This window comes from Burkholderia pyrrocinia, assembly GCF_018417535.1.
GTDB classification, from domain to species: Bacteria; Pseudomonadota; Gammaproteobacteria; order Burkholderiales; family Burkholderiaceae; genus Burkholderia; species Burkholderia pyrrocinia_E.
The window spans coordinates 552,474-574,982 of record NZ_CP070977.1; the positions used below are offsets into that span (position 1 = coordinate 552,474).

16 protein-coding genes are annotated in these 22,509 nt (G+C 67.7%); 8 read left to right on the top strand and 8 right to left on the bottom strand.

The annotated features are described in order from the left end of the window. Window positions 1–27: 27 nt before the first annotated feature. The 5 genes from prmB to dapC form a co-directional block, all read right to left on the bottom strand. Window positions 28–936, bottom strand: a complete 909-nt coding sequence (prmB, locus tag JYG32_RS02560; protein WP_174382554.1) for a 50S ribosomal protein L3 N(5)-glutamine methyltransferase — start codon at window positions 934–936, stop codon at window positions 28–30. A gap of 11 nt (window positions 937–947) precedes the next feature. Beyond that, on the bottom strand, window positions 948–2,087 hold the full coding sequence (gene dapE / locus JYG32_RS02565) for a succinyl-diaminopimelate desuccinylase (protein ID WP_213264546.1): 1,140 nt from the start codon (window positions 2,085–2,087) through the stop codon (window positions 948–950). A gap of 376 nt (window positions 2,088–2,463) precedes the next feature. Then, window positions 2,464–2,832, bottom strand: a complete 369-nt coding sequence (locus JYG32_RS02570) for an ArsC family reductase (protein WP_174382556.1) — start codon at window positions 2,830–2,832, stop codon at window positions 2,464–2,466. Beyond that, a complete protein-coding gene (gene dapD, locus JYG32_RS02575) occupies window positions 2,832–3,659 on the bottom strand; it encodes a 2,3,4,5-tetrahydropyridine-2,6-dicarboxylate N-succinyltransferase (protein ID WP_006759623.1) in 828 nt (275 codons plus the stop codon). Before dapD ends, JYG32_RS02570 begins: the two co-directional genes overlap by 1 nt. Before the next feature lie 44 nt (window positions 3,660–3,703). After that, entirely contained in the window at window positions 3,704–4,936 is a 1,233-nt protein-coding gene (gene dapC / locus JYG32_RS02580; protein ID WP_174382557.1) for a succinyldiaminopimelate transaminase, read from the bottom strand. Window positions 4,937–5,095: 159 nt separating this feature from the next. Between dapC and JYG32_RS02585 the strand changes: the two genes are divergently transcribed. The 5 genes from JYG32_RS02585 (at window position 5,096) to def (ending at window position 13,811) form a co-directional block, all read left to right on the top strand. Further along, window positions 5,096–6,037, top strand: coding sequence for a DMT family transporter (locus JYG32_RS02585; RefSeq protein WP_213264547.1), 942 nt, complete (start codon window positions 5,096–5,098; stop codon window positions 6,035–6,037). Between the two features lie 139 nt (window positions 6,038–6,176). Beyond that, window positions 6,177–9,689 carry a chromosome segregation protein SMC gene (gene smc / locus JYG32_RS02590; protein ID WP_213264548.1) on the top strand — a complete coding sequence of 1,171 codons (3,513 nt, stop codon included), beginning with the start codon at window positions 6,177–6,179 and terminating at the stop codon, window positions 9,687–9,689. An 85-nt stretch (window positions 9,690–9,774) separates the two neighbouring features. Beyond that, window positions 9,775–11,040, top strand: coding sequence for a cell division protein ZipA C-terminal FtsZ-binding domain-containing protein (locus tag JYG32_RS02595; RefSeq protein ID WP_213264549.1), 1,266 nt, complete (start codon window positions 9,775–9,777; stop codon window positions 11,038–11,040). A gap of 165 nt (window positions 11,041–11,205) precedes the next feature. Continuing rightward, window positions 11,206–13,281, top strand: coding sequence for an NAD-dependent DNA ligase LigA (ligA, locus tag JYG32_RS02600; RefSeq protein WP_174382561.1), 2,076 nt, complete (start codon window positions 11,206–11,208; stop codon window positions 13,279–13,281). Beyond that, the gene (gene def / locus JYG32_RS02605) at window positions 13,278–13,811 is read left to right on the top strand and encodes a peptide deformylase (protein ID WP_174382562.1); all 534 of its coding nucleotides are present in this window, start codon (window positions 13,278–13,280) and stop codon (window positions 13,809–13,811) included. Before ligA ends, def begins: the two co-directional genes overlap by 4 nt. 105 nt (window positions 13,812–13,916) lie before the next feature. Here def and JYG32_RS02610 read toward each other — a convergent pair whose 3' ends face one another. From JYG32_RS02610 to map, 3 genes are read right to left on the bottom strand one after another with little or no spacing between them, the layout of a single operon-like run. Next, window positions 13,917–15,992, bottom strand: coding sequence for a pseudouridine synthase (locus JYG32_RS02610; protein WP_213264550.1), 2,076 nt, complete (start codon window positions 15,990–15,992; stop codon window positions 13,917–13,919). A 16-nt stretch (window positions 15,993–16,008) separates the two neighbouring features. Further along, window positions 16,009–18,585 carry a [protein-PII] uridylyltransferase gene (locus JYG32_RS02615; RefSeq protein ID WP_213264551.1) on the bottom strand — a complete coding sequence of 859 codons (2,577 nt, stop codon included), beginning with the start codon at window positions 18,583–18,585 and terminating at the stop codon, window positions 16,009–16,011. 45 nt (window positions 18,586–18,630) lie between these two features. Then, on the bottom strand, window positions 18,631–19,446 hold the full coding sequence (gene map, locus JYG32_RS02620; RefSeq protein WP_213264552.1) for a type I methionyl aminopeptidase: 816 nt from the start codon (window positions 19,444–19,446) through the stop codon (window positions 18,631–18,633). Between the two features lie 389 nt (window positions 19,447–19,835). Between map and rpsB the strand changes: the two genes are divergently transcribed. The 3 genes from rpsB to pyrH all read left to right on the top strand — a co-directional run bounded on the left by rpsB (window position 19,836) and on the right by pyrH (window position 22,490). Further along, on the top strand, window positions 19,836–20,576 hold the full coding sequence (gene rpsB, locus JYG32_RS02625; RefSeq protein WP_011352461.1) for a 30S ribosomal protein S2: 741 nt from the start codon (window positions 19,836–19,838) through the stop codon (window positions 20,574–20,576). Window positions 20,577–20,738: 162 nt separating this feature from the next. After that, window positions 20,739–21,620: a translation elongation factor Ts gene (tsf, locus tag JYG32_RS02630; RefSeq protein ID WP_174382396.1), complete on the top strand. Its 882-nt coding sequence runs from the start codon at window positions 20,739–20,741 to the stop codon at window positions 21,618–21,620. A gap of 156 nt (window positions 21,621–21,776) precedes the next feature. After that, a complete protein-coding gene (gene pyrH, locus JYG32_RS02635) occupies window positions 21,777–22,490 on the top strand; it encodes a UMP kinase (RefSeq protein WP_006402648.1) in 714 nt (237 codons plus the stop codon). The last annotated feature ends 19 nt before the right edge of the window (window positions 22,491–22,509 follow it).

Consider the following 22,509-nt stretch of genomic DNA (forward strand, 5'->3'; position numbering starts at 1 on the left):
CGCCGCGCGGTTGGGGAGCCGGGAGGCTCAGGCCTTGCGCGGCAGGTCCGACGCCTGGATCAGGAACACGGTGTCGTCGCCCGCGCTGGTGGGCAGCCACGTGAGTTCGAGGCCGCCGAACGCGGCTTCGACGTGTTCGCGCTCGTTGCCGATCTCGACGACGAGCACGCCGTCGTCGTGCAGCCAGCGGTGCGCTTCGGCGACGATGCGTCGCACGATGTCCATCCCGTCGTCGCCGCCCGCGAGCGCCATCTCCGGCTCGTGCCGGTATTCGGGCGGCAGCGCGGCCATCGACGACGCGTTCACGTACGGCGGGTTCGTCAGGATCACGTCATAGCGTGAGCCGGGGTCGGTGCGGAACGCGGGCAGCGGTGCGTAGAGGTCGCCGCGATGCAGTGCGACGCGGTCTTCGAGGCCGTAATCGCGCACGTTGATCTCCGCGACTTCGAGGGCCTTGTCGGACAGGTCGACCGCATCGATCTCGGCGTTCGGGAACGCGCTTGCCGCGAGGATCGCGAGGCAGCCGGAGCCCGTGCACAGTTCGAGCACCGCGCCGACCTGCTCGGGATCGGCGACGTACGGCTGCAGCCCGTCGTCGAGCAGTTCGCCGATGAACGAGCGCGGCACGATCACGCGTTCGTCCACATAGAAGCGGTGGCCATGCATCCAGGCTTCATGCGTGAGATACGCGGCCGGTACGCGGTCGGTCGCGCGCCGTTCGATCACTGCGAGCACGGCCGCGATTTCGTCGGGCAGCAGCCGCGCGTCGAGGAACGGTTCGAGCGTGTCGAGCGGCAGGTCCAGCGTACGCAGCACGAGGTAGGCCGCTTCGTCGTACGCATTGTCGGAGCCATGGCCGAACGCGAGCTGCGCCTTCGAGAAGCGCGTGACCGCGTAGCGCAGCAGGTCGCGAACAGTGGCAAAAGGTGTCGTCATGCGAGGCTCCATCAGGCGATCAGTTGTTCGAGCACGCGGCGGTACACGTTCTTCAGCGGATCGACGAAGCGCACTTCGATGTGCTCGTCGATCTTGTGGATGCTGCCGTTCGGCGGGCCGAACTCGATCACCTGCGGGCAGATGCGCGCGATGAAGCGGCCGTCCGACGTGCCGCCCGTCGTCGACAGTTCGGTCGTGATGCCGGTCTCGGTGCGAATCGCGTTTTCCAGCGCGTTCGACAGTTCGCCGCGCGGCGTCAGGAACGGCAGGCCGCTCACCGACCACTTCAGCGTGTATTCGAGGCCGTGCTTGTCGAGGATCGCGTGCACGCGTGCCTGCAGGCCCTCGACGGTGCTCGCGGTCGAGAACCGGAAGTTGAACAGCAGGTCGGCGTGGCCGGGGATCACGTTGGTCGCGCCGGTGCCGGCGTGCAGGTTCGACACCTGCCACGTGGTTGGCGGGAAATATTCGTTGCCTTCGTCCCACTGCTCGGCGGCGAGCTCGGCGAGCGCCGGCGCGAGCAGGTGGATCGGGTTCTGCGCGAGGTGCGGATACGCGATGTGGCCCTGCACGCCCTTGACGACCAGTTCGCCCGACATCGACCCGCGGCGGCCGTTCTTGACGACGTCGCCGAGCTCGGCGGTCGACGTCGGCTCGCCGACGATGCAGTAGTCGAGGCGCTCGCCGCGTGCCTGCAGCAGTTCGACGACCTTCACGGTGCCGTCGGTGGCCGGGCCTTCCTCGTCGCTCGTGATCAGGAACGCGATCGCGCCGCGGTGGCCGGGGTGGGCCGCGACGAATTCCTCGGACGCGACGACGAACGCCGCGAGCGACGTCTTCATGTCGGCCGCGCCGCGGCCGTACAGCTTGCCGTCGCGATGGGCGGGGATGAACGGCGGCGAGGTCCACTGCTCGAGCGGGCCGGTCGGCACGACGTCGGTGTGGCCCGCGAACGCGAGCAGCTTGCCGTCGCGGCCGTCGGTGCCGCGCTTGACGGCCCACAGGTTGGTCACGCCGTGCGACGCGATGGTCTCGCATTCGAAACCGAGCGCGACCAGGCGCTCGGTCATGATCTGCTGGCAATGCTGGTCGTCGGGCGTCACGGACGCGCGGGCGATCAACTGTTCGGTAAGGGCTAGGGTGGCGGACATGGTTCGGACCACTTTCGATAAAAAATGCCGGCGCGGTGGCCGGCAGCGACAAGACGTCGGGCTAGGGCCTGTTCACGCTAATAACGGGCTTGCGAACGTGCCTTGCCGGCTGCAGTGCAAGAAGCAAGGAGCGCCGTTTGGCCGAGCCAAACAAGCGACGCGCGACGCCGCAATGCGGCCGGCAAGGCACGTTCCCCTGTTTGGAAAAAATCATTCGTGGGGCTGGCCCCCAGAAGGGCCGATCGCCGCGTCATGCTCCTCGCGAATACGTCGAGTATTCGCTTCGTCGCGATCCTTGCGCTCGGCCCTTCTGGGGGCCAGCGCAAGCCCGTTATTAGCGTGAACAGGCCCTTCTACAGGCGCAGCGCGGGCAGCCCTATGCGGCAAACAGCGCCGCGTATTGATCGGATGCGAAGCCGAGCGATTTCACGCGGCCGTTGACGACGAGCACGGGGCGCTTGATGACCGACGGCTTGTGGATCATCAGCGCGACCGCGCCGGTCTTCGTTTCGGCAGCCGCCTTCATCGCGTCGTCCAGGCCGCGCCACGTGGTGCCGCGCTTGTTCACGAGCGCGTCGAGCGACACGTCCTTCAGCCAGTCTTCAATCAGCGGCGCACTGACGCCGAGCTTCTTGAAATCGTGGAACTCGAATTCGACGCCGTGATCGTCGAGCCACACGCGGGCCTTCTTCACGGTGTCGCAGTTCGGAATGCCGTAGACGACCACGGTGTGCGGCTTCGCCATCAGTCGCCTCGCAGCAGCTCGTTCAGGCCGACCTTCGCGCGGGTCTTCGCGTCGACCTTCTTGACGATCACCGCGCAGTACAGGCTGTGCGAACCGTCCTTCGACGGCAGGTTGCCGGCAACGACGACCGAGCCGGCCGGGATGCGGCCGTAGCTGACTTCGCCCGTCTCGCGGTCGTAGATCTTCGTGCTCTGGCCGAGGTACACGCCCATCGAGATCACCGAGTTTTCCTCGACGATCACGCCTTCGACGACTTCCGAGCGTGCGCCGATGAAGCAGTTGTCTTCGATGATGACCGGGTTCGCCTGCAGCGGCTCGAGCACGCCGCCGATGCCGACGCCGCCCGACAGGTGCACGTTCTTGCCGATCTGCGCGCACGAACCGACCGTTGCCCACGTGTCGACCATCGTGCCTTCGTCGACGTAGGCGCCGATGTTGGTGTACGACGGCATCAGCACGACGTTCTTCGCGATGAACGAGCCGCGGCGCGCGATGGCCGGCGGGACGACGCGGAAGCCGCCCGCGGCGAAGTCTTCGGCCGTGTAGTTCGCGAACTTCGACGGCACCTTGTCGTAGAACTGCGAGTAGCCGCCGGCCGGCATCGGCGCGTTGTCCTCCAGGCGGAACGACAGCAGCACGGCCTTCTTCAGCCACTGGTGCACGGTCCAGTTGCCGTCGATTTTCTCGGCGACGCGCAGTGCGCCGCGGTCGAGCTGCTCGATCGCGTGAGCGACGGCCTCGCGGACGTCGGCGGGCGCGGCCTTCGGCGACAGCTCGGCGCGGTTTTCCCAGGCGGTATCGATGATTTGCTGAAGTTGTTGCGACATGTTCGTTTTCGCAGGAGATGGATGGAATTGATCGGGATGGACGATTACCGCGCGAGAGCCCGGCAGAAATCGACGATGCGTTGCGCGCCCTCGACGCATTCGGGGGTGCCCGCGACGAGCGCGATCCGGATGAAATCGCGGCCCGGGTTCGTGCCGTGCGCATCGCGCGCGAGGTACGAGCCGGGCAGAACCGTCACATTATAGTCGGCGTACAGGCGGCGGGCGAACTCGGTGTCCGACAGCCCGGTGCGCGACACGTTGGCCCACAGGTAGAACGCGGCGTCGGGCAGCTTCACGTCGATCACGTCGGCGAGCATCGGCGTGACCGTATTGAACTTCTGCAGGTACAGCGCGCGGTTCTCGCGCACGTGCGCCTCGTCGTTCCACGCGGCGATGCTCGCGTGCTGCCAGACCGGCGACAGCGCGGCACCGTGGTACGTGCGGTACAGCAGGAATTTCTTCAGCAGCGCCGCGTCGCCGGCGACGAAGCCCGAGCGCATGCCCGGCACGTTCGAGCGCTTCGACAGGCTCGACAGCATCACGAGCCGTTCGAAGCCGCGGCCGAGGCGGTGCGCGGCCTCGAGGCCGCCGAGCGGCGGCGCTGCTTCGTCGAAATAGATTTCCGAATAGCATTCGTCCGACGCGATCACGAACCCGTGGCGGTCGGACAGCGCGAACAGCTCGCGCCAGTCGTCGAGCGTCAGCACGGCGCCCGTCGGGTTGCCTGGCGAGCACACGTACAGCAGTTGCGTGCGCGCCCAGACGTCGTCGGGTACGGCCGCGTAGTCGCACGCGAAGTTGCGGGCCGGATCGCTGTTCGCGAAATAGGGTTCGGCGCCGGCCAGCAGCGCCGCGCCTTCGTAAATTTGATAGAACGGATTCGGACAGAGTACGATCGCCTTCTCGCCGTGCCCGGACGGGCGCGCGTCGATCACGGTCTGCGCGAGCGAGAACAGCGCCTCGCGCGACCCCGACACGGGCAGCACCTGCGTGGCCGGATCGATCGCGGGCAGCCCGTAGCGGCGCTCGAGCCAGTGCGCGATCGACGTGCGCAGCGCGTCCGAGCCGGCCGTGGCCGGGTACGACGCGAGGCCGTCGAGCGCGGCCACCACGGCGTCGCGGATCAGCGCCGGGGTCGGGTGCTTGGGCTCGCCGATGCCGAAGCTGATCGGTTTGAGGTCGCCGGAGGGCGTCACGTCCTTGAACAGGGCGCGCAGCTTTTCGAAGGGATAGGGCTGGAGCGAGTCGAGTCGAGGGTTCACGGGCGAAGCGGCCATCGCGGCCGGTTGGAGCGAAAGAAGCGGCGGGCGTGCCGCGCGGCTGCGAACGGGCGCCGACGGCGCGCGGGTCGCAACGAATGATTATAGCGTGACGGAATGCGGTCACGGCCTGCCTGAGCGGCGGCCGGGCCGGTCGAATAAAGGGTATCGAACCAAATGAACAACGCGGTACGCGGCAGCCTGCCGACGCTGGCCATCCTGATCGGCGCGTCGGTATGGGGCCTGATCTGGTATCCGCTGCGGATCCTCGCGTCGCTCGGGGTGACGGGCACGCTGGCGAGCGCGCTGACGAGCCTCGTCGCGCTCCTGTTCGTGATCGTCACGCGGCACCGCACGATCGCGACGCTGCGCTGGCACTGGGTGCTGCCGGGCATCGCGGTCACGGCCGGCGTGACGAACCTCGGTTTCGTATGGGGCACGATCCACGGCGAGGTGCTGCGCGTGATGCTGCTGTTCTACCTGACGCCCGCATGGACCGCGATCTACGCGCACTTCTTGCTGCGCGAACGGCTGACCTGGGCCGGCGCGGGGCTCGCGGCGCTGTCGATCGGCGGCGCGATGCTGATGCTGTGGTCGCCGAAGCTCGGCTTGCCGCTGCCGGCCAATCCGGCCGAATGGGCTGGCCTCGCGGCCGGGCTGAGCTTCGCGATGAGCAACGTGCTCGTGATCAAGGCGAGCCGCGAGCTGCCCGGGATGCGCGCGGAGATGCGCACCGCGACGCTGTTCGGCGGCGCGGCGGTATTCGGCGCGATCGCGTCGCTGTTCGAAGGGCTGCCGGCCGCGCCGGCGGGCGGCCAGCTCGGCGTCGCCGCGCTGATCATCGCCGCGATCGGCGTGACGATGGCGGCGAACAACCTGCTCGTGCAATACGGCCTCGCGCGGGTGCCGGCGAACCGCGCGTCGATCATCATGCTGTTCGAGATCGTGATCACCGCGCTGTCGGCGTGGGTGTTCGCGAACGAGCTGCCGAGCGCACGCGAGTGGGCGGGCGGCGTGTGCATCGTGCTGGCGACGCTGCTGTCCAGCCGGGTCCATCGTGCCGCGCCGGCACCGGACAAACCCGGCGACGGTCGGGACGGCGCACGCGCGATGGTATGATGGAAGCCGTTTGCGGGGCCCAACGCTGGATGCGCGCGGCCCCGCTTTTGAATTCCGGGGCGCGTCGCGCGCATGGGCCGTCCGGCCCCGCGCAGCACGGCCCCGTCCGTTTCACACCTTCTTCACATCCGATACCGCCGTGCGTCTGAGCTCGATCAAACTCGCTGGCTTCAAATCCTTCGTCGATCCCACGCATTTCCAGGTTCCGGGCCAGCTTGTCGGCGTGGTGGGCCCGAACGGGTGCGGCAAGTCCAACATCATCGACGCCGTGCGCTGGGTGCTCGGCGAGTCGCGCGCCTCCGAGCTGCGTGGCGAGTCGATGCAGGACGTGATCTTCAACGGCTCGACCGCCCGCAAGCCCGGCAGCCGGGCCAGCGTCGAGCTGATCTTCGACAACTCCGACGGCCGCGCGGCCGGGCAATGGGGCCAGTACGGCGAAATCGCCGTGAAGCGCGTGCTGACGCGCGATGGCACGTCGAGCTACTACATCAACAACCTGCCGGCGCGCCGCCGCGACATCCAGGACATCTTCCTCGGCACCGGCCTCGGGCCGCGTGCGTACGCGATCATCGGGCAGGGCATGATCGCGCGGATCATCGAGGCGAAGCCGGAAGAGCTGCGCGTGTTCCTCGAGGAAGCCGCCGGCGTGTCGAAGTACAAGGAACGCCGCCGCGAAACCGAGAACCGCCTGCACGACACGCGCGAGAACCTGACGCGCGTCGAGGACATCGTCCGCGAACTCGGTGCGAACCTCGAGAAGCTCGAGGCGCAGGCCGTCGTCGCGACCCGGTACAAGGAACTCGTCGCCGACGGCGAGGAGAAGCAGCGCCTGTTGTGGCTGCTGCGCAAGAACGAGGCCGCCGGCGAGCAGCAGAAGCAGCAGCGCGCGATCGAACAGGCGCAAATCGACCTCGAGGCGCAGACGGCGAAGCTGCGTGAGGTCGAGTCGCAGCTCGAGACACTGCGCGTCGCGCATTACGCGGCGAGCGACGCGATGCAGGGCGCGCAGGGTTCGCTTTACGAGGCGAATGCCGAGGTGAGCCGCCTCGAAGCCGAAATCAAGTTCATCGTCGAATCGCGCAATCGCGTGCAGGCGCAGATCGCCGCGCTGAACGCACAGCGCGAGCAATGGCGCGCGCAGGCCGAGAAGTCGCAGGACGAGCTCGAGGAAGCCGAAGAGGCGCGCGCGATGGCCGACGAAAAGGCGGCGCTCGCCGAGGACAACGCGGCCGCGAAGCACGACGCGCTGCCTGCGCTCGAGGCGAAGTGGCGCGACGCGCAGGCGCAGCTCAACGACGAGCGCGCGCGGATTGCGCAGACCGAACAGTCGCTGAAGCTCGAAGCCGCGCACCAGCGCAACGCCGACCAGCAGCTCCAGCAGCTTCAGCAGCGCCATGAGCGCCTGAAGGGCGAAGCGGGCGGGCTCGACGCGCCGGACGAGGCACAGCTCGAAGAGTTGCGCATGCAGCTCGCCGAGCAGGAAGAGATCCTGGCCGAAGCGCAGGCGCGCCTCGCCGACGCGCAGGAAACGGTGCCGCGCCTCGACGGCGAACGCCGGGCCGCGCAGGAGCGCGTGCAGGCCGAAGGCGCGCAGATTCACCAGCTCGAGGCGCGCCTGGCCGCGCTGAAGCAGCTTCAGGAAAACGTGCAGACCGAAGGCAAGGTGCAGCCGTGGCTCGACAAGCACGAGCTCGGTGCGCTGCCGCGCCTGTGGAAGAAGCTGCACGTCGAAGCGGGCTGGGAAGCGGCGCTCGAGGCCGTGCTGCGCGAGCGCCTCGCCGCGCTCGAAGTGTCGAATCTCGACTGGGTGAAGGCGTTCGCGACCGATGCGCCGCCCGCGAAGCTCGCGTTCTACGCGCCGCCCGCGGCCGGCGAACCGCCCGCGGCGGTGGCAGGGCTGCGTCCGGTGCTGTCGCTCGTGCGCATCGACGACGCAGGCATTCGTGCGGTGCTGAACGACTGGCTCGGCAACGTGTATGTCGCCGACGACGTCGCGCAGGCGCTCGCGACGCGCACGCAGCTGCCGGCAGGCGGCGCGTTTGTCGTCAAGGCCGGCCATATCGTCACGCGCGTCGGCGTGCAGCTTTACGCGGCCGATTCGGAGCAGGCCGGGATGCTGGCCCGCCAGCAGGAAATCGAGAACCTGACGCGCCAGGTGCGTGCGCAGGCACTGCTCGCCGACGAGGCGCGCACGGCCGCGGTACGCGCGGAAGCCGCGCACACGCAGGCCACGCAGGCGCTCGGCGACGTGCGCGCGCAGGCCGAGCGTGCGACGCAGCGTGTGCATGCGCTGCAGATGGACGTGCTGAGGCTCGCGCAGGCACATGAGCGCTATACGCAGCGCAGTACGCAGATCCGCGAGGAACTCGAGGAAATCGGTGCGCAGATCGAAGAACAGCGCGCGCTGCGCGCGGAGTCGGAAGCGAATTTCGAACGCTTCGACGGCGAACTCGCGGAGCTGCAGGCGCGCTTCGAGGACAACCAGCTCGCGTTCGAATCGCTCGACGAATCGCTGACGCAGGCGCGTCAGGAAGCACGTGATCTGGAGCGCGGCGCGAACGACGCGCGCTTCGCCGCGCGCAACGCGGTGACCCGGATCGACGAGCTCAAGCGCAGCATCCAGGTCGCGCACGAGCAGAGCGAGCGTGTCGCCGCATCGCTGGAAGACGCGCGCGCCGAGCTCGAGACGATCAACGAACAGACCGCGCACACGGGCCTGCAGGACGCGCTCGAGATTCGCGCGGTGAAGGAAGAAGCGCTGCAGGCTGCGCGGATCGAGCTCGACGACCTGACCGCGAAGCTGCGCGCGTCGGACGAGCAGCGTCTCGTCGCCGAGCGTTCGCTGCAGCCGCAGCGCGACCGCATCACCGAATTGCAGTTGAAGGAGCAGGCCGCGCGCCTGGCCGTCGAGCAGTTCGCCGAGCAACTCGCGACGGCGGAGGTCGACGAAGCCGCGCTGCTCGAGAAGCTGACGCCGGACCTGAAGCCGTCGTACCTGCAGGGCGAAGTCACGCGGCTCAACAACGCGATCAACGCGCTCGGCCCGGTGAACATGGCCGCGCTCGACGAGTTGAAGGCCGCGAGCGAGCGCAAGGTGTTCCTCGACGCGCAGTCGGCCGACCTGCTCGACGCGATCACGACGCTCGAGGACGCGATCCACAAGATCGACCAGGAAACCCGCACGCTGCTGCAGGGCACCTTCGACGAGGTCAACCGTCACTTCAGCGACCTGTTCCCGCGCCTGTTCGGCGGCGGCCAGGCGAAGCTGATCATGACGGGCGACGAGATCCTCGATGCCGGCGTGCAGGTGATGGCGCAGCCGCCCGGCAAGAAGAACGCGACGATCCACCTGCTGTCGGGCGGCGAGAAGGCGCTGACCGCGACCGCGCTGGTGTTCGCGATGTTCCAGTTGAACCCGGCGCCGTTCTGTCTGCTCGACGAGGTCGACGCGCCGCTCGACGACGCGAACACCGAACGTTTCGCGAATCTCGTGCGTGCGATGTCCGACAAGACGCAGTTCCTGTTCATCTCGCACAACAAGATCGCGATGGAGATGGCGCAGCAACTGATCGGCGTGACGATGCAGGAGCAGGGCGTGTCGCGGATCGTGGCGGTGGACATGGAAACCGCAGCGGGTTTTGCCCAGAATTGACGTTTGACGAAACCGGACCGCGTTCGCGCGGCGCATGGGCGCCCGTTCGCGGTTCCGACGAAAAAGAATTGCTGATGGAGCGTGCATGGACGAGTTGACACTCGGTTTGATCGGCGCGGGCGCCGTCGTGGTGGGCGGCGTCGTGGTCTACAACGCATGGCAGGGCGCCAAGGTGCGGCGCAGGATGCCGCGCCCGATGCCGGAGGAAGCGGCCGAGGCGATGAATCGCCCCGAGCGCGACGAAGAGTTGCCGTTCATCGAGCCGGTGCGTCAGCCGGTGCGGCGCGAGCCCGCGGCTCCGGCCGTGGCGGCCGCCACGCCGGCCGAAGTCGCGCGCGTCGAGCCGACGTTCGGCGGTGTGGCACCGGCCGATATGGCGGCCGATCTGCAGGCCGAGGCGACCGGCGTCGACATGCCGTCCGAGTCGACCGACCCGGCCACCGGTGAAGAAGCCGTACCTGCCGCCGTGCACGAAGCGGCCGCCGAGCCGTCCGAACCCGTGCTGCCGGCCGCGACGACAATCTCGTCGGCGCCGCCCGCGATCGTCGACCGCCGGATCGACTGCATCGTGCCGATCCGCCTCGCCGGGCCGCTGCCGGGCGACAAGATCCTGCCGGCCGCGCAGCGGCTGCGCCGCGCGGGCAGCAAGCCCGTGCACATCGAAGGCAAGCCGGAAGGTGGCCAGTGGGAACTGCTGCAGAACGGCGTGCGCTACGACGAACTGCGCGCGGCCGCACAGCTCGCGAACCGCAGCGGTGCGCTGAACGAGCTCGAGTTCTCCGAATTCGTGACGGGCGTCCAGCAGTTCGCCGACACGATCGACGGCGCGCCGGAATTCCCGGACATGATGGAAACGGTGGCGATGGCGCGCGAGCTCGACGCCTTTGCCGCGCAGTGCGATGCGCAACTGTCGATCAACGTGATGTCGGACGGCGCGCCGTGGTCGGCGAACTACGTGCAGGCTGTTGCGTCGCAGGACGGGCTGCTGCTGTCGCGCGACGGCACGCGTTTCGTGAAGCTCGACGCGAAGCAGAACCCCGTGTTCATGCTGCAGTTCGGCGACACGAACTTCCTGCGCGACGACCTCACGTACAAGGGCGGCAACATGATCACGCTGGTGCTCGACGTGCCGGTTGCCGAAGAGGACATCCTGCCGTTCCGGCTGATGTGCGATTACGCGAAATCGCTGTCCGAACGGATCGGCGCACGGGTCGTCGACGATTCGCGCCGGACGTTGCCGGAGTCGACGCTGCTGGCGATCGAACAGCAGTTGATGAAGCTGTACGCGAAGCTCGAGGAAGCCGGCATCCCGGCCGGTTCGCCGGTCACGCGGCGCCTCTTCAGCCAGTAACGCGATGGCGCGGACGGCGGGCCTCGGCACTGTCGTCCGCCGTTGCAGCGCACGCCTTTCCGTGTGCGCTGCAGCACGCTTGTCCGGCGTGCATTGCATGCCCCGCCGCGGCGTCAAACTGAGATAATCGGGCATCCGATTTTTCAGAACGAATCTGCCGCCAGCATGGCCCGAACCCAAGCCGAACCGCCAGCCAGCCAGCCCGACGCGCGCGCCGCGTGGCTGCGCGACCAACTCGAGCGGGCGAACTACGCCTACTACGTGCTCGACCAGCCGGATCTGCCCGACGCCGAATACGACCGGCTGTTCCGCGAACTGCAGCAGCTCGAAACCGACCATCCCGAACTCGTGACGCCCGATTCGCCGACGCAGCGCGTCGGCGGCGAAGCAGCCGGCGGTTTCACGCCGGTCGTCCACGACGCGCCGATGCTGTCGCTGAACAACGGCTTCGCCGACGAGGACATCACCGCGTTCGACAAGCGCGTCGCCGACGCGCTCGACAAGACAACGGATCTCGCCGGCTCGGTGACGGAGCCCGTCGAATACGCGTGCGAGCTCAAGTTCGACGGGCTCGCGATCTCGCTGCGCTACGAGCGCGGCGTGTTCGTGCAGGCGTCGACGCGCGGCGACGGCACGACGGGCGAGGACGTGACCGAGAACGTGCGCACGATCCGCTCGATTCCGCTGAAGCTGAAGGGCGAGAACGTGCCGGCCGTGCTCGACGTGCGCGGCGAGGTGCTGATGTTCAAGCGCGATTTCGCGCGCCTGAACGAACGCCAGCGCGCGGCCGAGCAGCGCGAATTCGCGAACCCGCGCAACGCGGCGGCCGGCAGCCTGAGGCAGCTCGACTCGAAGATCACCGCGCAGCGTCCGCTTTCGTTCTTTTCATACGGGATCGGCGTGCTCGAAGGGATGCCGATGCCCGACACGCACAGCGCGCTGCTCGACTGGTACGAAGCGCTCGGCCTGCCGGTGAACCGCGAGCGCGCGGTCGTGCACGGCGCCGACGGATTGCTCGGCTTCTTCCGCAAGATCGGCGAGAAGCGCGAGTCGCTGCCGTACGACATCGACGGCGTCGTCTACAAGGTCAACCGGCGCGACGAGCAGGAGCGCCTGGGCTTCGTGTCGCGCGCGCCGCGCTTCGCGCTCGCGCACAAGTTCCCCGCGCAGGAAGCGTTGACGAAGCTCGTCGCGATCGACGTGCAGGTCGGCCGTACGGGCGCGATCACGCCGGTCGCGCGCCTCGAGCCCGTGTTCGTCGGCGGTGCGACCGTGACCAACGCGACGCTGCACAACGAGGACGAGGTGCGCCGCAAGGACATCCGGATCGGCGACACCGTGATCGTGCGACGCGCGGGCGACGTGATTCCCGAGGTGGTCGGTGCGCTGCTCGACCGGCGCCCGGACGACGCGGCCGAATTCGTGATGCCGACCGAATGCCCGGTGTGCGGCTCGAAGATCGAGCGCCTGCCTGACGAGGCGATCGCGCGCTGCACGGGCGGCCTGTTCTGCCCGGCGCAGCGCAAGCAGGCGCTGTGGCACTTCGCGCAGCGTCGCGCGCTCGACATCGACGGGCTCGGCGAGAAGATCATCGATCAGCTCGTCGAACTGAATCTCGTGCGCACGCCGGCCGACCTGTTCAATCTCGGCTTCGCGACGCTCGCCGAACTCGACCGGTTCGCCGAGAAGTCCGCACAGAATCTGCTCGACTCGCTCGAGAAGGCAAAGCACACGACGCTCGCGCGCTTCATCTACGGGCTCGGCATTCGCCATGTCGGCGAATCGACCGCGAAGGATCTCGCGAAGCATTTCGGCTCGCTGACGCCGATCATGGACGCGTCGCTCGACGAACTGCTCGAAGTCAACGACGTCGGGCCGATCGTCGCCGAGTCGCTCCACCAGTTCTTCGCGGAAGAGCACAACCGGACCGTGATCGAGCAGTTGCGCGCGCCGGGCAAGGTCACGTGGCCGGAAGGGCCGCCCGCGCCAAAGGCGCCGCAGGGCGTGCTGGCCGGCAAGACGGTCGTGCTGACGGGCACGCTGCCGACCCTCACGCGCGATGCCGCGAAGGAGATGCTCGAAGCGGCGGGCGCGAAAGTGGCCGGCTCGGTATCGAAGAAGACGGATTACGTGGTCGCGGGCGCCGAAGCCGGCAGCAAGCTCGCGAAGGCCGAGGAACTCGGCATCCCCGTGCTGGACGAAGACGGCCTGCACCAACTCCTGGAGGGCAATACGCCATGATTCGCGAGATCCTGAAGATGGGCGATCCGCGCCTGCTCGAAGTCGCCAAACCGGTCGAGCGATTCGACACGCCCGAGCTGCACGAGATCGTCGCGGACATGTTCGAGACGATGCACCATGCGAACGGCGCCGGGCTGGCCGCGCCGCAGATCGGCATCGGGCTGCAGCTCATCATCTTCGGCTTCGGCAACAACAACCGCTATCCGGATGCGCCGCCAGTGCCCGAAACCGTGCTGATCAACCCGAAGATCGAGTACCTGCCGCCGGACATGGAAGAGGGCTGGGAAGGCTGCCTGTCGGTGCCGGGCATGCGCGGCGTCGTCAGCCGCTACGCGAAGGTGCGCTACAGCGGCTTCGACCAGTTCGGCGAGAAGATCGATCGTGTCGCCGACGGTTTTCATGCGCGCGTGGTCCAGCATGAATACGATCACCTGATCGGCAAGCTGTATCCGATGCGGATCACCGACTTCACGCGCTTCGGCTTCACCGAGGTGCTGTTCCCGGGGCTCGATCCGGCGGCCGACGACTGACCGGCGCGCGGGGTGGCAGGCGTCCGGTTTCGCGTCGCCCGCCGGAAACGACAAAGCCCGCTTGCGCGGGCTTTGTCATGGCGTGGACGGAGGGCGTGCCCGCGGTCAGAACGTCTCGTCGGCCAACAGATAGCGCCATTGCCCCTGCGGCAGCGCGCCCAGCATCACGCGGCCCATCCGCACGCGCTTGAGGCCGATCACGTCGAGGCCGACCAGTTCGCACATGCGGCGGATCTGGCGTTTCTTGCCTTCGCGCAGCACGAAGCGCAGTTGCTCGCCGTTCTGCCAGCTCACCATCGCGGGCTTCAGCGCGACGCCGTCGAGCTCGAGGCCGTGGCGCAGCTTCGCGAGCGATTCCGCGGGGAAGTGCTGGTCGATGTCGATGAGCCGTTCGCCGAAGCGCACGCGCACCAGGTACTCCTTGTCGATGTCCGACTGCTCGCCGATCAGTTGCTTCGCGATCCGGCCGTTCTGCGTCAGCACGAGCAGGCCGGTCGAATCGATGTCGAGCCGGCCGGCCGGCGCGAGCGCGTGCAGGTGCTGCGGCGAGAAGCGCAGCGGCGAGCGGTCGCCGTTCCAGTGGTTCCCGCGCGTGATCAGCACGGCCGCGGGCTCATAGCCGTCTTCCGCCTGGCCCGACACATAGCCGACCGGCTTGTGCAGCAGGATCGTCACCTGCGCGGCCTGCGCGGCGCTCGCGCGCTCGTCGATCTCGATTTTCTGGTCGGCGCGCACCTTGGTGCCGAGCGTGTCGATGCGTTCGCCGTCGACGAGCACCCAGCCCTTTTCGATCCATTCGTCGGCTTCGCGGCGCGAGCACATGCCAAGCTCGGACATCCGCTTCGACAGGCGCATCAGGCCCGTTTCGTCGCCGTAATCGGTGTCGGCCGCCTGGCGCTTGACGGGTTGCGCGGTCTTCAGGCCCGCGCCGGACGAGCGGCGCTCGCCGAAGCTGCGCTTCGCGCCTTCGCCTGCCTTGTCGCGATAGGGCGTGCGCTTGGCGTCGTCAACGCCTGCGCGGCGCGGACGTGCATCGTCGTCGCTGCGGCGGGCCGGGCGGTCGGATGACGTACGGCGGTCGCCGAAGCTGCGCTTCGCGCCTTCGCCGGCTGCCTTGTCGCGATAGGGTGCGCGCGTACCGCCTTCGGCGCCTGCGCGGCGCGGCCGTGCGTCGTCATCGCTGCGACGGGGCGGGCGGTCGGACGACGTACGGCGGTCACCGAAGCTGCGTTTTGCACCTTCGTCGGCCGTCCTGTCGCGATACGGCGTGCGCTTGACGTCGTCAGCACCTGCGCGGCGCGGCCGTGCGTCGTCGTCGCTGCGACGGGGCGGACGGTCGGACGACGTACGGCGGTCGCCGAAGCTGCGTTTTGCACCTTCGTCGGCCGTCCTGTCGCGATACGGCGTGCGCTTGACGTCGTCAGCACCTGCGCGGCGCGGACGTGCATCGTCGTCGCCGCGACGGGGCGGGCGGTCGGACGACGTACGGCGGTCGCCGAAGCTGCGTTTTGCACCTTCGTCGGCCGTCCTGTCGCGATACGGCGTGCGCTTGACGTCGTCAGCGCCTGCGCGGCGCGGACGTGCATCGTCGTCGCTGCGACGGGGCGGGCGGTCCGACGTCGTGCGGCGCTCGCCGTAGCTGCGCTTCGCGCCTTCGCCTGTTGCGTTGTCACGATAGGGCGCACGCGCGCCGCCTTCGGCGCCTGCGCGGCGCGGCCGTGCATCGTCGTCGCCGCGACGGGGCGGGCGGTCCGACGTCGTGCGGCGCTCGCCGTAGCTGCGCTTCGCGCCTTCGCCTGTTGCGTTGTCACGATAAGGCGCACGCGCGCCGCCTTCGGCACCCGCGCGGCGCGGCCGCGCATCGTCGTCGCTGCGACGGGGCGGGCGCGAGTCGGGCTTGCCGTCAGTGCCGCGATAGCCGCGTTCGGCACCGCCGTCGCGCGGCGCACGCTTGGCCGTTGCGCGATCCGCGCCCGGGCGCTCGGCGCCCGCGGCACCGCGCGGCTTGAACGAGCGTTCGCCGCCGGCTGCCGGGGACGCCTTCTTCGGGCGGGCCGGCTTGTCTCCCGCGGGCGGCGCAGCGGGGCGCACCGCCTTGCGGGCGACGAGGCTGCCGGAGCGGACAGGTGCGCGGGTCGGCGACGCCGGCCGCGGATTCTTGACGGTCAATTTGGTGCGCATAAACGCTGGGATTCATTCAGACTGCGATCGCACGCAGCAATTCGGTTTCGAGCTGGATCTGCAGGCGGTTGTCGGACAAGCCGGCGCCCGCGAGCAGGAAGATGTCCTCGACGCGTTCGCCGAGCGTATTGATCCGCGCCGCATGGACGCCGATCCGATGCTCGGCGAGTACGCGCGCGATCGAATAGAGAAGGCCCGGCCGGTCGTTGGCGGACACGGACAGGATGTAGTACTGGCCGCGCTCGTCGGCCCGCAGGTCGACGCGCGGCGTGATCGGAAACGTCCGGGACAGCCTCGACAGGCGGCCCTTGGACGGCTCCGGCAGCGGTGCGGTTTCGGTGAGCCGCGTCGAGAGCTGCTGTTCGACGAGATTCGCGATGTCGCGGTAGCGCACGTCGCGTTCGGTCTGCGTGACGATGAAGTTGTCGAGCGCATAGCCGTGCCGCGTCGTGCTGACGCGCGCGTCGAGCACCGACAGCCCGTTGCGGTCGAAATACGCGCAGATGCCCGCGAACAGGTCGGGGCGATCCTTCACGTACACGAGCACCTGCAGCGCATCGCCGATCGGCGACGGCCGCGCGCGGACGATCGCGGTTTCGGCGTTCACGTGCCGGTACAGCACACGCGTCTGCCATGCGATGTCGGCTGCGTCGTGACGCAGGAAGAAGCCGACGTCGAGCTGATCCCACAGCGCGCGGTGCGCGTCGTCCGGCACGGTCTCGAGGCGCAGCAGCGCGAGCGCCTGTTCCTGCCGCGACTTCAGCTCCGAGTGTGCGTCGGGGTTCGCGCCGCCGAGCACCGCGAGCGTGATGCGGTACAGATCCTCGAGCAGCTTGCCCTTCCACGTGTTCCACACCTTCGGGCTCGTGCCGCGGATATCGGCGACGGTCAGCAGGTAGAGCGCGGTGAGGCGGCGTTCGTTGCCGACGAGTTCGGCGAAGCGCTTGATGACTTCAGGGTCGCTGGTGTCCTGCTTCTGCGCGACCTGGCTCATCGTCAGGTGATGCTGGACAAGCCACACGATCAGCGCCGCGTCGTCGCCGGCGATCCCGTGTTCGCGGCAGAAGCGTCGCGCGTCGGCCATCCCGAGCGTCGAGTGGTCGCCGCCGCGGCCCTTCGCGATGTCGTGGAACAGCGCCGCGACATACAGCACCCACGGGTGCTCGAAGTTGCCGATCAACTGGCTGCAGAACGGGTATTCGTGCGCATGCTCGGCGACCGCGAAGCGGCGGATGTTGCGCAACACCATCAGGATGTGCTGGTCGACCGTGTACACGTGGTACAGGTCGTGCTGCATCTGGCCGACGATGCGGCGGAAGTTCAGCAGGTAGCGGCCGAGCACGCTCGTCTGGTTCATCAGCCGGAATGCGTGCGTGATCCCTTCGGGCTGCTGCAGGATCCGCATGAACGTGTCGCGGTTCTGCGGATCGCGACGCCACGCGTTGTTCATGATTTCGCGCGAGTTGTACAGCGCGCGCAGCGTGCGTGCGGACAGGCCCTTCACGCCGCGGGTCGTTTCGTACAGCAGGAACGCTTCGAGGATCGCGTCGGGATGGCGTTCGAACACGCCGTCGTCGACGATTTCGAGCATCCCCTGTTTCTCGACGAAGCGGTCGGGCGACAGCACGCGCGTGATGCCGCTCGTCGCGGGGAAGAGCTGCGCCTCGATGTTCTGGATCAGGATCGTCGCGAGCTGCGTGACGGCTTTCGCGGCCCAGTAATAGCGGCGCATCAGTTGCTCGCTCGCGCGCTTGGCCTGCGTCGGCTGATAGCCGAAGCTCTCGGCGGCCTGCGTCTGCAGGTCGAAGACGAGCATGTCCTGGCGGCGGCCGGCGATCACGTGCAGCCGCGCGCGCAGCGTCTTCAGGAAACCTTCGTTGCGGCGCAGCTCGCGCGCTTCGCGATCGGTGATGAGGCCGCGCGTGTCGAGCTCGCGCCAACTGCTGCCGAAGCCCGCCGCGCGCGCGATCCACAGGATCGTCTGCAGGTCGCGCAGCCCGCCGGGGCTTTCCTTCACGTTCGGTTCGAGGCTGTACGGCGTGTCCTGGAACTTCGCGTGGCGCTGGCGCATCTCGAGCACCTTCGCGGTGAAGAACGCGCGGGCGTCGAGCGCCTCGTGGTAGCGCACCGTGAAGCGCTCGAACAGCGCGGTGCTGCCGACGATGCGGCGCGCTTCCAGCAGCGAGGTTTGCACCGTGACGTCCTGCGATGCCTCCTCGATGCACTGCGCGACCGTGCGCACGCTGCTGCCGATCTCGAGGCCGAGATCCCACGCCATCCCGATGAAGCGCTCGATGCGCGGATCGAGCGCAGGATCGTGCGCATCGGGCAGCAATACGAGGATGTCGACGTCGGATTGGGGCGCAAGCTCGCCGCGCCCGTAGCCGCCGACGGCGACGAGTGCGAGCGTCGCGGGCAGCCCGCAGTCGTCCCACACGCGCTTCAGCGCGTCGTCGGTGAGTTTCGACAGCGCGTGCATCAGCGACGCGACGTTCGTCGCGCGGCGAAAGCGCTCGAGCATCTCGGCTTTGGCGGCCTTGAATTCGGCGCGCCGCGACAGCGCTTCGGGCGAGGGGGCGGCGTGAGCGTTCATGGGCGGCCGTTCAGGTGCGGGCGGGGCGGGCTGGCGCGACGGCGCTCAGACTGCGGCGGCCGGTTGCGCGAACACGGGGCGCACCGGCGTGCCGGCCGACACGGTCAGCACGTCGTAGCCGGTTTCGGTGACGAGCACCGTGTGTTCCCACTGCGCGGACAGGCTGCGGTCGCGCGTCTTGACCGTCCACTGGTCGGGCATCGTGCGGATGTCGCGCTTGCCGGCGTTGATCATCGGCTCGATCGTGAAGATCATCCCGGGCTTCAGCTCGATGCCCGTGCCCGGCCGGCCGTAGTGGACGACCTGCGGATCTTCGTGGAACACCGTGCCGATGCCGTGGCCGCAGTATTCGCGCACGACGCTGTAGCCCTGCGCTTCCGCATGCTTCTGGATCGCGTAGCCGATGTCGCCGAGGTGCGCGCCGGGCTTGACCTGGTCGATGCCGAGCCACATGCACTCGTAGGTGGTCTGCACGAGGCGCTTCGCGAGGATCGAGCCCTCGCCGACGATGAACATCCGGCTCGTGTCGCCGAAGTAGCCGTTCTTGATCACGGTGACGTCGATGTTCAGCGCGTCGCCGTTCTTGATCACCTTCTCGCCGGGAATGCCGTGGCAGATCACGTCGTTGACCGAAATGCAGGTGGCCTTCGGGTACGGCGGATAGCCGGGCGGCTGGTAGTTCAGCGGCGCGGGAATCGTGCCCTGCTCGTTGAGCATGAACTCGTGGCAGAGGCGATCGAGTTCGGCGGTCGTGACGCCCGCGACGACGTGCGGCGTGATGAAGTCGAGCACTTCGCTCGCGAGACGGCAGGCGACGCGCATCTCGGCGATATCGTGTTCGTTTTTGAGCGTAATAGCCATCGAGGTATGCCTGGAATGCGGTGAATTGAAGGATTATCGCACCTTATGGCGGGCCTCGCAGCCCCTGCCGGCCGCGCGGATGCGGGTTTTCGCGGATTGTCCGGCCGGCTGCCGCACGGCAAGCGAAAGTAGCGGGCGACTTGAGAGCCGACAAATCGGCGTGCTATACTCTTTGGCTAAGTCGACATCCAAATGCCGAGTTTGCCCCGTCTTGGGGCGGCATCGCGGTGAAAGGCTTACGGCACGGGCGTTTTGCACGTGCCGAATCGCAAGCCGGCGCAACCAGGGTGCCGGCCGCGTGGAATCCGGTGCCTTCCGGAGTAATTCGGGGCAGGTTCGCGCGGCGGTACGGCAGCCGGCTTAAGACCCAACCCTCGTGGAGAATTCACATGGCAGTTACGATGCGCCAAATGCTGGAAGCGGGTGTCCACTTCGGTCACCAGACGCGCTTCTGGAACCCGAAGATGGCACCGTTCATTTTCGGTCACCGCAACAAGATTCACATCATCAACCTCGAAAAGACGCTGCCGATGTTCACGGACGCACAGAAGTACGTGCGTCAGCTGGCAGCGAACCGCGGCACGATCCTGTTCGTCGGCACGAAGCGCCAGTCGCGCGACACGATCGCCCAGGAAGCGCAGCGCGCAGGCATGCCGTACGTCAATGCACGCTGGCTCGGCGGCATGATGACCAACTTCAAGACGCTGAAGGTGTCGATCAAGCGCCTGAAGGACATGGAAGCGGCTGTCGAATCGGGCGAAACCGAGAAGATGAGCAAGAAGGAAGCGCTGCTGTTCGAGCGTGAAATCGCCAAGCTGCAGAAGTCGATCGGCGGCGTGAAGGACATGGGCGGCATTCCGGACGCGATCTTCGTCGTTGACGTCGGCTACCACAAGATCGCCGTCACGGAAGCGAACAAGCTGGGCGTGCCGGTCATCGCCGTGGTCGATACGAACCACTCGCCGGAAGGTGTGGACTACGTGATCCCGGGCAACGACGACTCGAGCAAGGCAGTCGCGCTGTACGCGGAAGGCGTGGCCGACGCGATCCTGGAAGGCCGTGCGAACGCGGTCAACGAAGTGGTCCAGGCAGCGCGTGGCGACGACGAGTACGTCGAGGAAAACGCGTAACTGGCCCCGAGCCGGCGCAAAAAGGGGGCTCTCAACAGGCCCCCTTTTTTTAAGCTTGTGCGCCGGACCTGATCGCGCCGAATCGGCGCGGGTCCGGAAACGAATCTCGGCCGTTCGCGTCCAAGCGGGCGGCGTTGTGAATACAGACTCAAGGAGCGAATGATGGCGGCAATTACCGCAAGCATGGTGGCAGAACTGCGCGCAAAGACCGACGCACCGATGATGGAGTGCAAGAAGGCGCTGACGGAAGCCGACGGCGATCTGGCCAAGGCTGAAGAGCTGCTGCGCGTCAAGCTCGGCAACAAGGCGAGCAAGGCGGCATCGCGCGTGACGGCCGAAGGCGTCGTCGCATCGTTCGTCGGCGGCAACGCAGGCGCGCTGGTCGAACTGAACTGCGAAACCGACTTCGTCGCGAAGAACGACGACTTCCTCGCATTCTCGAAGACGGTCGCCGAACTCGTCGCGACGCAGAACCCGGCCGACGTGGCTGCGCTGTCGGCGCTGCCGCTCGACGGCAAGACGGTCGACGCGGTGCGTCTGGAACTGATCGGCAAGATCGGCGAGAACGTGTCGATCCGTCGTTTCGTCCGCTTCGAAACCGCGAACAAGATCGCAACGTACCTGCACGGCGCGCGCATCGGCGTGATCGTCGAGTACACGGGTGCGCAAGAGCAGGTCGGCAAGGACGTCGCGATGCACATCGCGGCAATGAAGCCGGTCGCGCTGTCGTCGGCCGACGTGCCGGCAGAGCTGATCGACACGGAGCGCCGCGTGGCCGAGCAGAAGGCTGCGGAATCGGGCAAGCCGGCCGAGATCGTCGCGAAGATGGTCGACGGTAGCGTCCAGAAGTACCTGAAGGAAGTGTCGCTGCTGAACCAGACGTTCGTGAAGAACGACAAGCAGACGATCGAGCAGATGCTGAAGGCAGCGGATGCCGCAGTGCAGAAGTTCGCGCTGTTCGTCGTCGGCGAAGGCATCGAAAAGCGCCAGGACGATTTCGCCGCCGAAGTGGCCGCGCAAGTCGCAGCAGCAAAGCAGCAGTAAGCAGTCAGGCAGTATCCGCGGCGGGCGTCCGCTCCGCCGCGGCCGGCGGTGCCGCCGGCCGGCCGGGAACCCCGGTCCGGCCGTCGGCGCTTGCCCGAATCAGTATTTCGCCCCTACAGTTCGTGGTTGTCATCCTCTCGTCGCTCGGAAGCCCCTATGTCCAATGCCTATAAACGCGTCCTCCTCAAACTCTCCGGCGAAGCGCTGATGGGCGACGATGCCTTCGGCATCAATCGCGCGACGATCGAACGGATGGTGGCCGATATCGCGGAAGTCGTGCGTCTCGGTACGCAGCTTGCGGTCGTGATCGGTGGCGGTAATATTTTCCGCGGTGTCGCGGGCGGCGCGGCCGGCATGGACCGCGCGACGGCCGACTACATGGGGATGCTCGCGACGATGATGAACGCGCTGGCGCTGCAGGACGCGATGCGCCACGCCGGTATCGAGGCGCGCGTACAGTCCGCGCTGCGGATGGACCAGGTCGTCGAGCCGTACATCCGGCCGCGCGCGATCCGCCAGCTCGAGGAAGGCCGCGTCGTGATCTTCGCGGCCGGCACCGGCAACCCGTTCTTCACGACGGACACCGCCGCCGCGCTGCGCGGTTCGGAAGTGGGCGCCGAGGTCGTACTGAAGGCGACCAAGGTCGATGGCGTATATTCTGCCGATCCGAAGAAGGATCCGTCGGCCACGCGCTACACGACGATCAGCTTCGACGAGGCGATCAGCCGCAACCTGCAGGTGATGGACGCGACGGCCTTCGCGCTGTGCCGCGACCAGAAGCTGCCGATTCGCGTGTTTTCGATCAACAAGCCGGGCGCGCTCAAGCGCATCGTGCTGGGCGAGGACGAAGGTACGCTCGTCCACGTGTAAACTCCCGCGGATGCGGGTC

What these genes read in the sequence shown, in the direction of transcription:
- dapE (WP_213264546.1), bottom strand. Translation starts at nt 2,087, where the DNA reads ATGTCCGCCACCCTAGCCCTTACCGAACAGTTGATCGCCCGCGCGTCC.
- prmB (WP_174382554.1), bottom strand. Translation starts at nt 936, where the DNA reads ATGACGACACCTTTTGCCACTGTTCGCGACCTGCTGCGCTACGCGGTC.
- ligA (WP_174382561.1), top strand. Translation starts at nt 11,206, where the DNA reads ATGGCCCGAACCCAAGCCGAACCGCCAGCCAGCCAGCCCGACGCGCGC.
- JYG32_RS02595 (WP_213264549.1), top strand. Translation starts at nt 9,775, where the DNA reads ATGGACGAGTTGACACTCGGTTTGATCGGCGCGGGCGCCGTCGTGGTG.
- pyrH (WP_006402648.1), top strand. Translation starts at nt 21,777, where the DNA reads ATGTCCAATGCCTATAAACGCGTCCTCCTCAAACTCTCCGGCGAAGCG.
- map (WP_213264552.1), bottom strand. Translation starts at nt 19,446, where the DNA reads ATGGCTATTACGCTCAAAAACGAACACGATATCGCCGAGATGCGCGTC.
- JYG32_RS02570 (WP_174382556.1), bottom strand. Translation starts at nt 2,832, where the DNA reads ATGGCGAAGCCGCACACCGTGGTCGTCTACGGCATTCCGAACTGCGAC.
- def (WP_174382562.1), top strand. Translation starts at nt 13,278, where the DNA reads ATGATTCGCGAGATCCTGAAGATGGGCGATCCGCGCCTGCTCGAAGTC.
- dapD (WP_006759623.1), bottom strand. Translation starts at nt 3,659, where the DNA reads ATGTCGCAACAACTTCAGCAAATCATCGATACCGCCTGGGAAAACCGC.
- JYG32_RS02585 (WP_213264547.1), top strand. Translation starts at nt 5,096, where the DNA reads ATGAACAACGCGGTACGCGGCAGCCTGCCGACGCTGGCCATCCTGATC.
- tsf (WP_174382396.1), top strand. Translation starts at nt 20,739, where the DNA reads ATGGCGGCAATTACCGCAAGCATGGTGGCAGAACTGCGCGCAAAGACC.
- dapC (WP_174382557.1), bottom strand. Translation starts at nt 4,936, where the DNA reads ATGGCCGCTTCGCCCGTGAACCCTCGACTCGACTCGCTCCAGCCCTAT.
- JYG32_RS02610 (WP_213264550.1), bottom strand. Translation starts at nt 15,992, where the DNA reads ATGCGCACCAAATTGACCGTCAAGAATCCGCGGCCGGCGTCGCCGACC.
- rpsB (WP_011352461.1), top strand. Translation starts at nt 19,836, where the DNA reads ATGGCAGTTACGATGCGCCAAATGCTGGAAGCGGGTGTCCACTTCGGT.
- JYG32_RS02615 (WP_213264551.1), bottom strand. Translation starts at nt 18,585, where the DNA reads ATGAACGCTCACGCCGCCCCCTCGCCCGAAGCGCTGTCGCGGCGCGCC.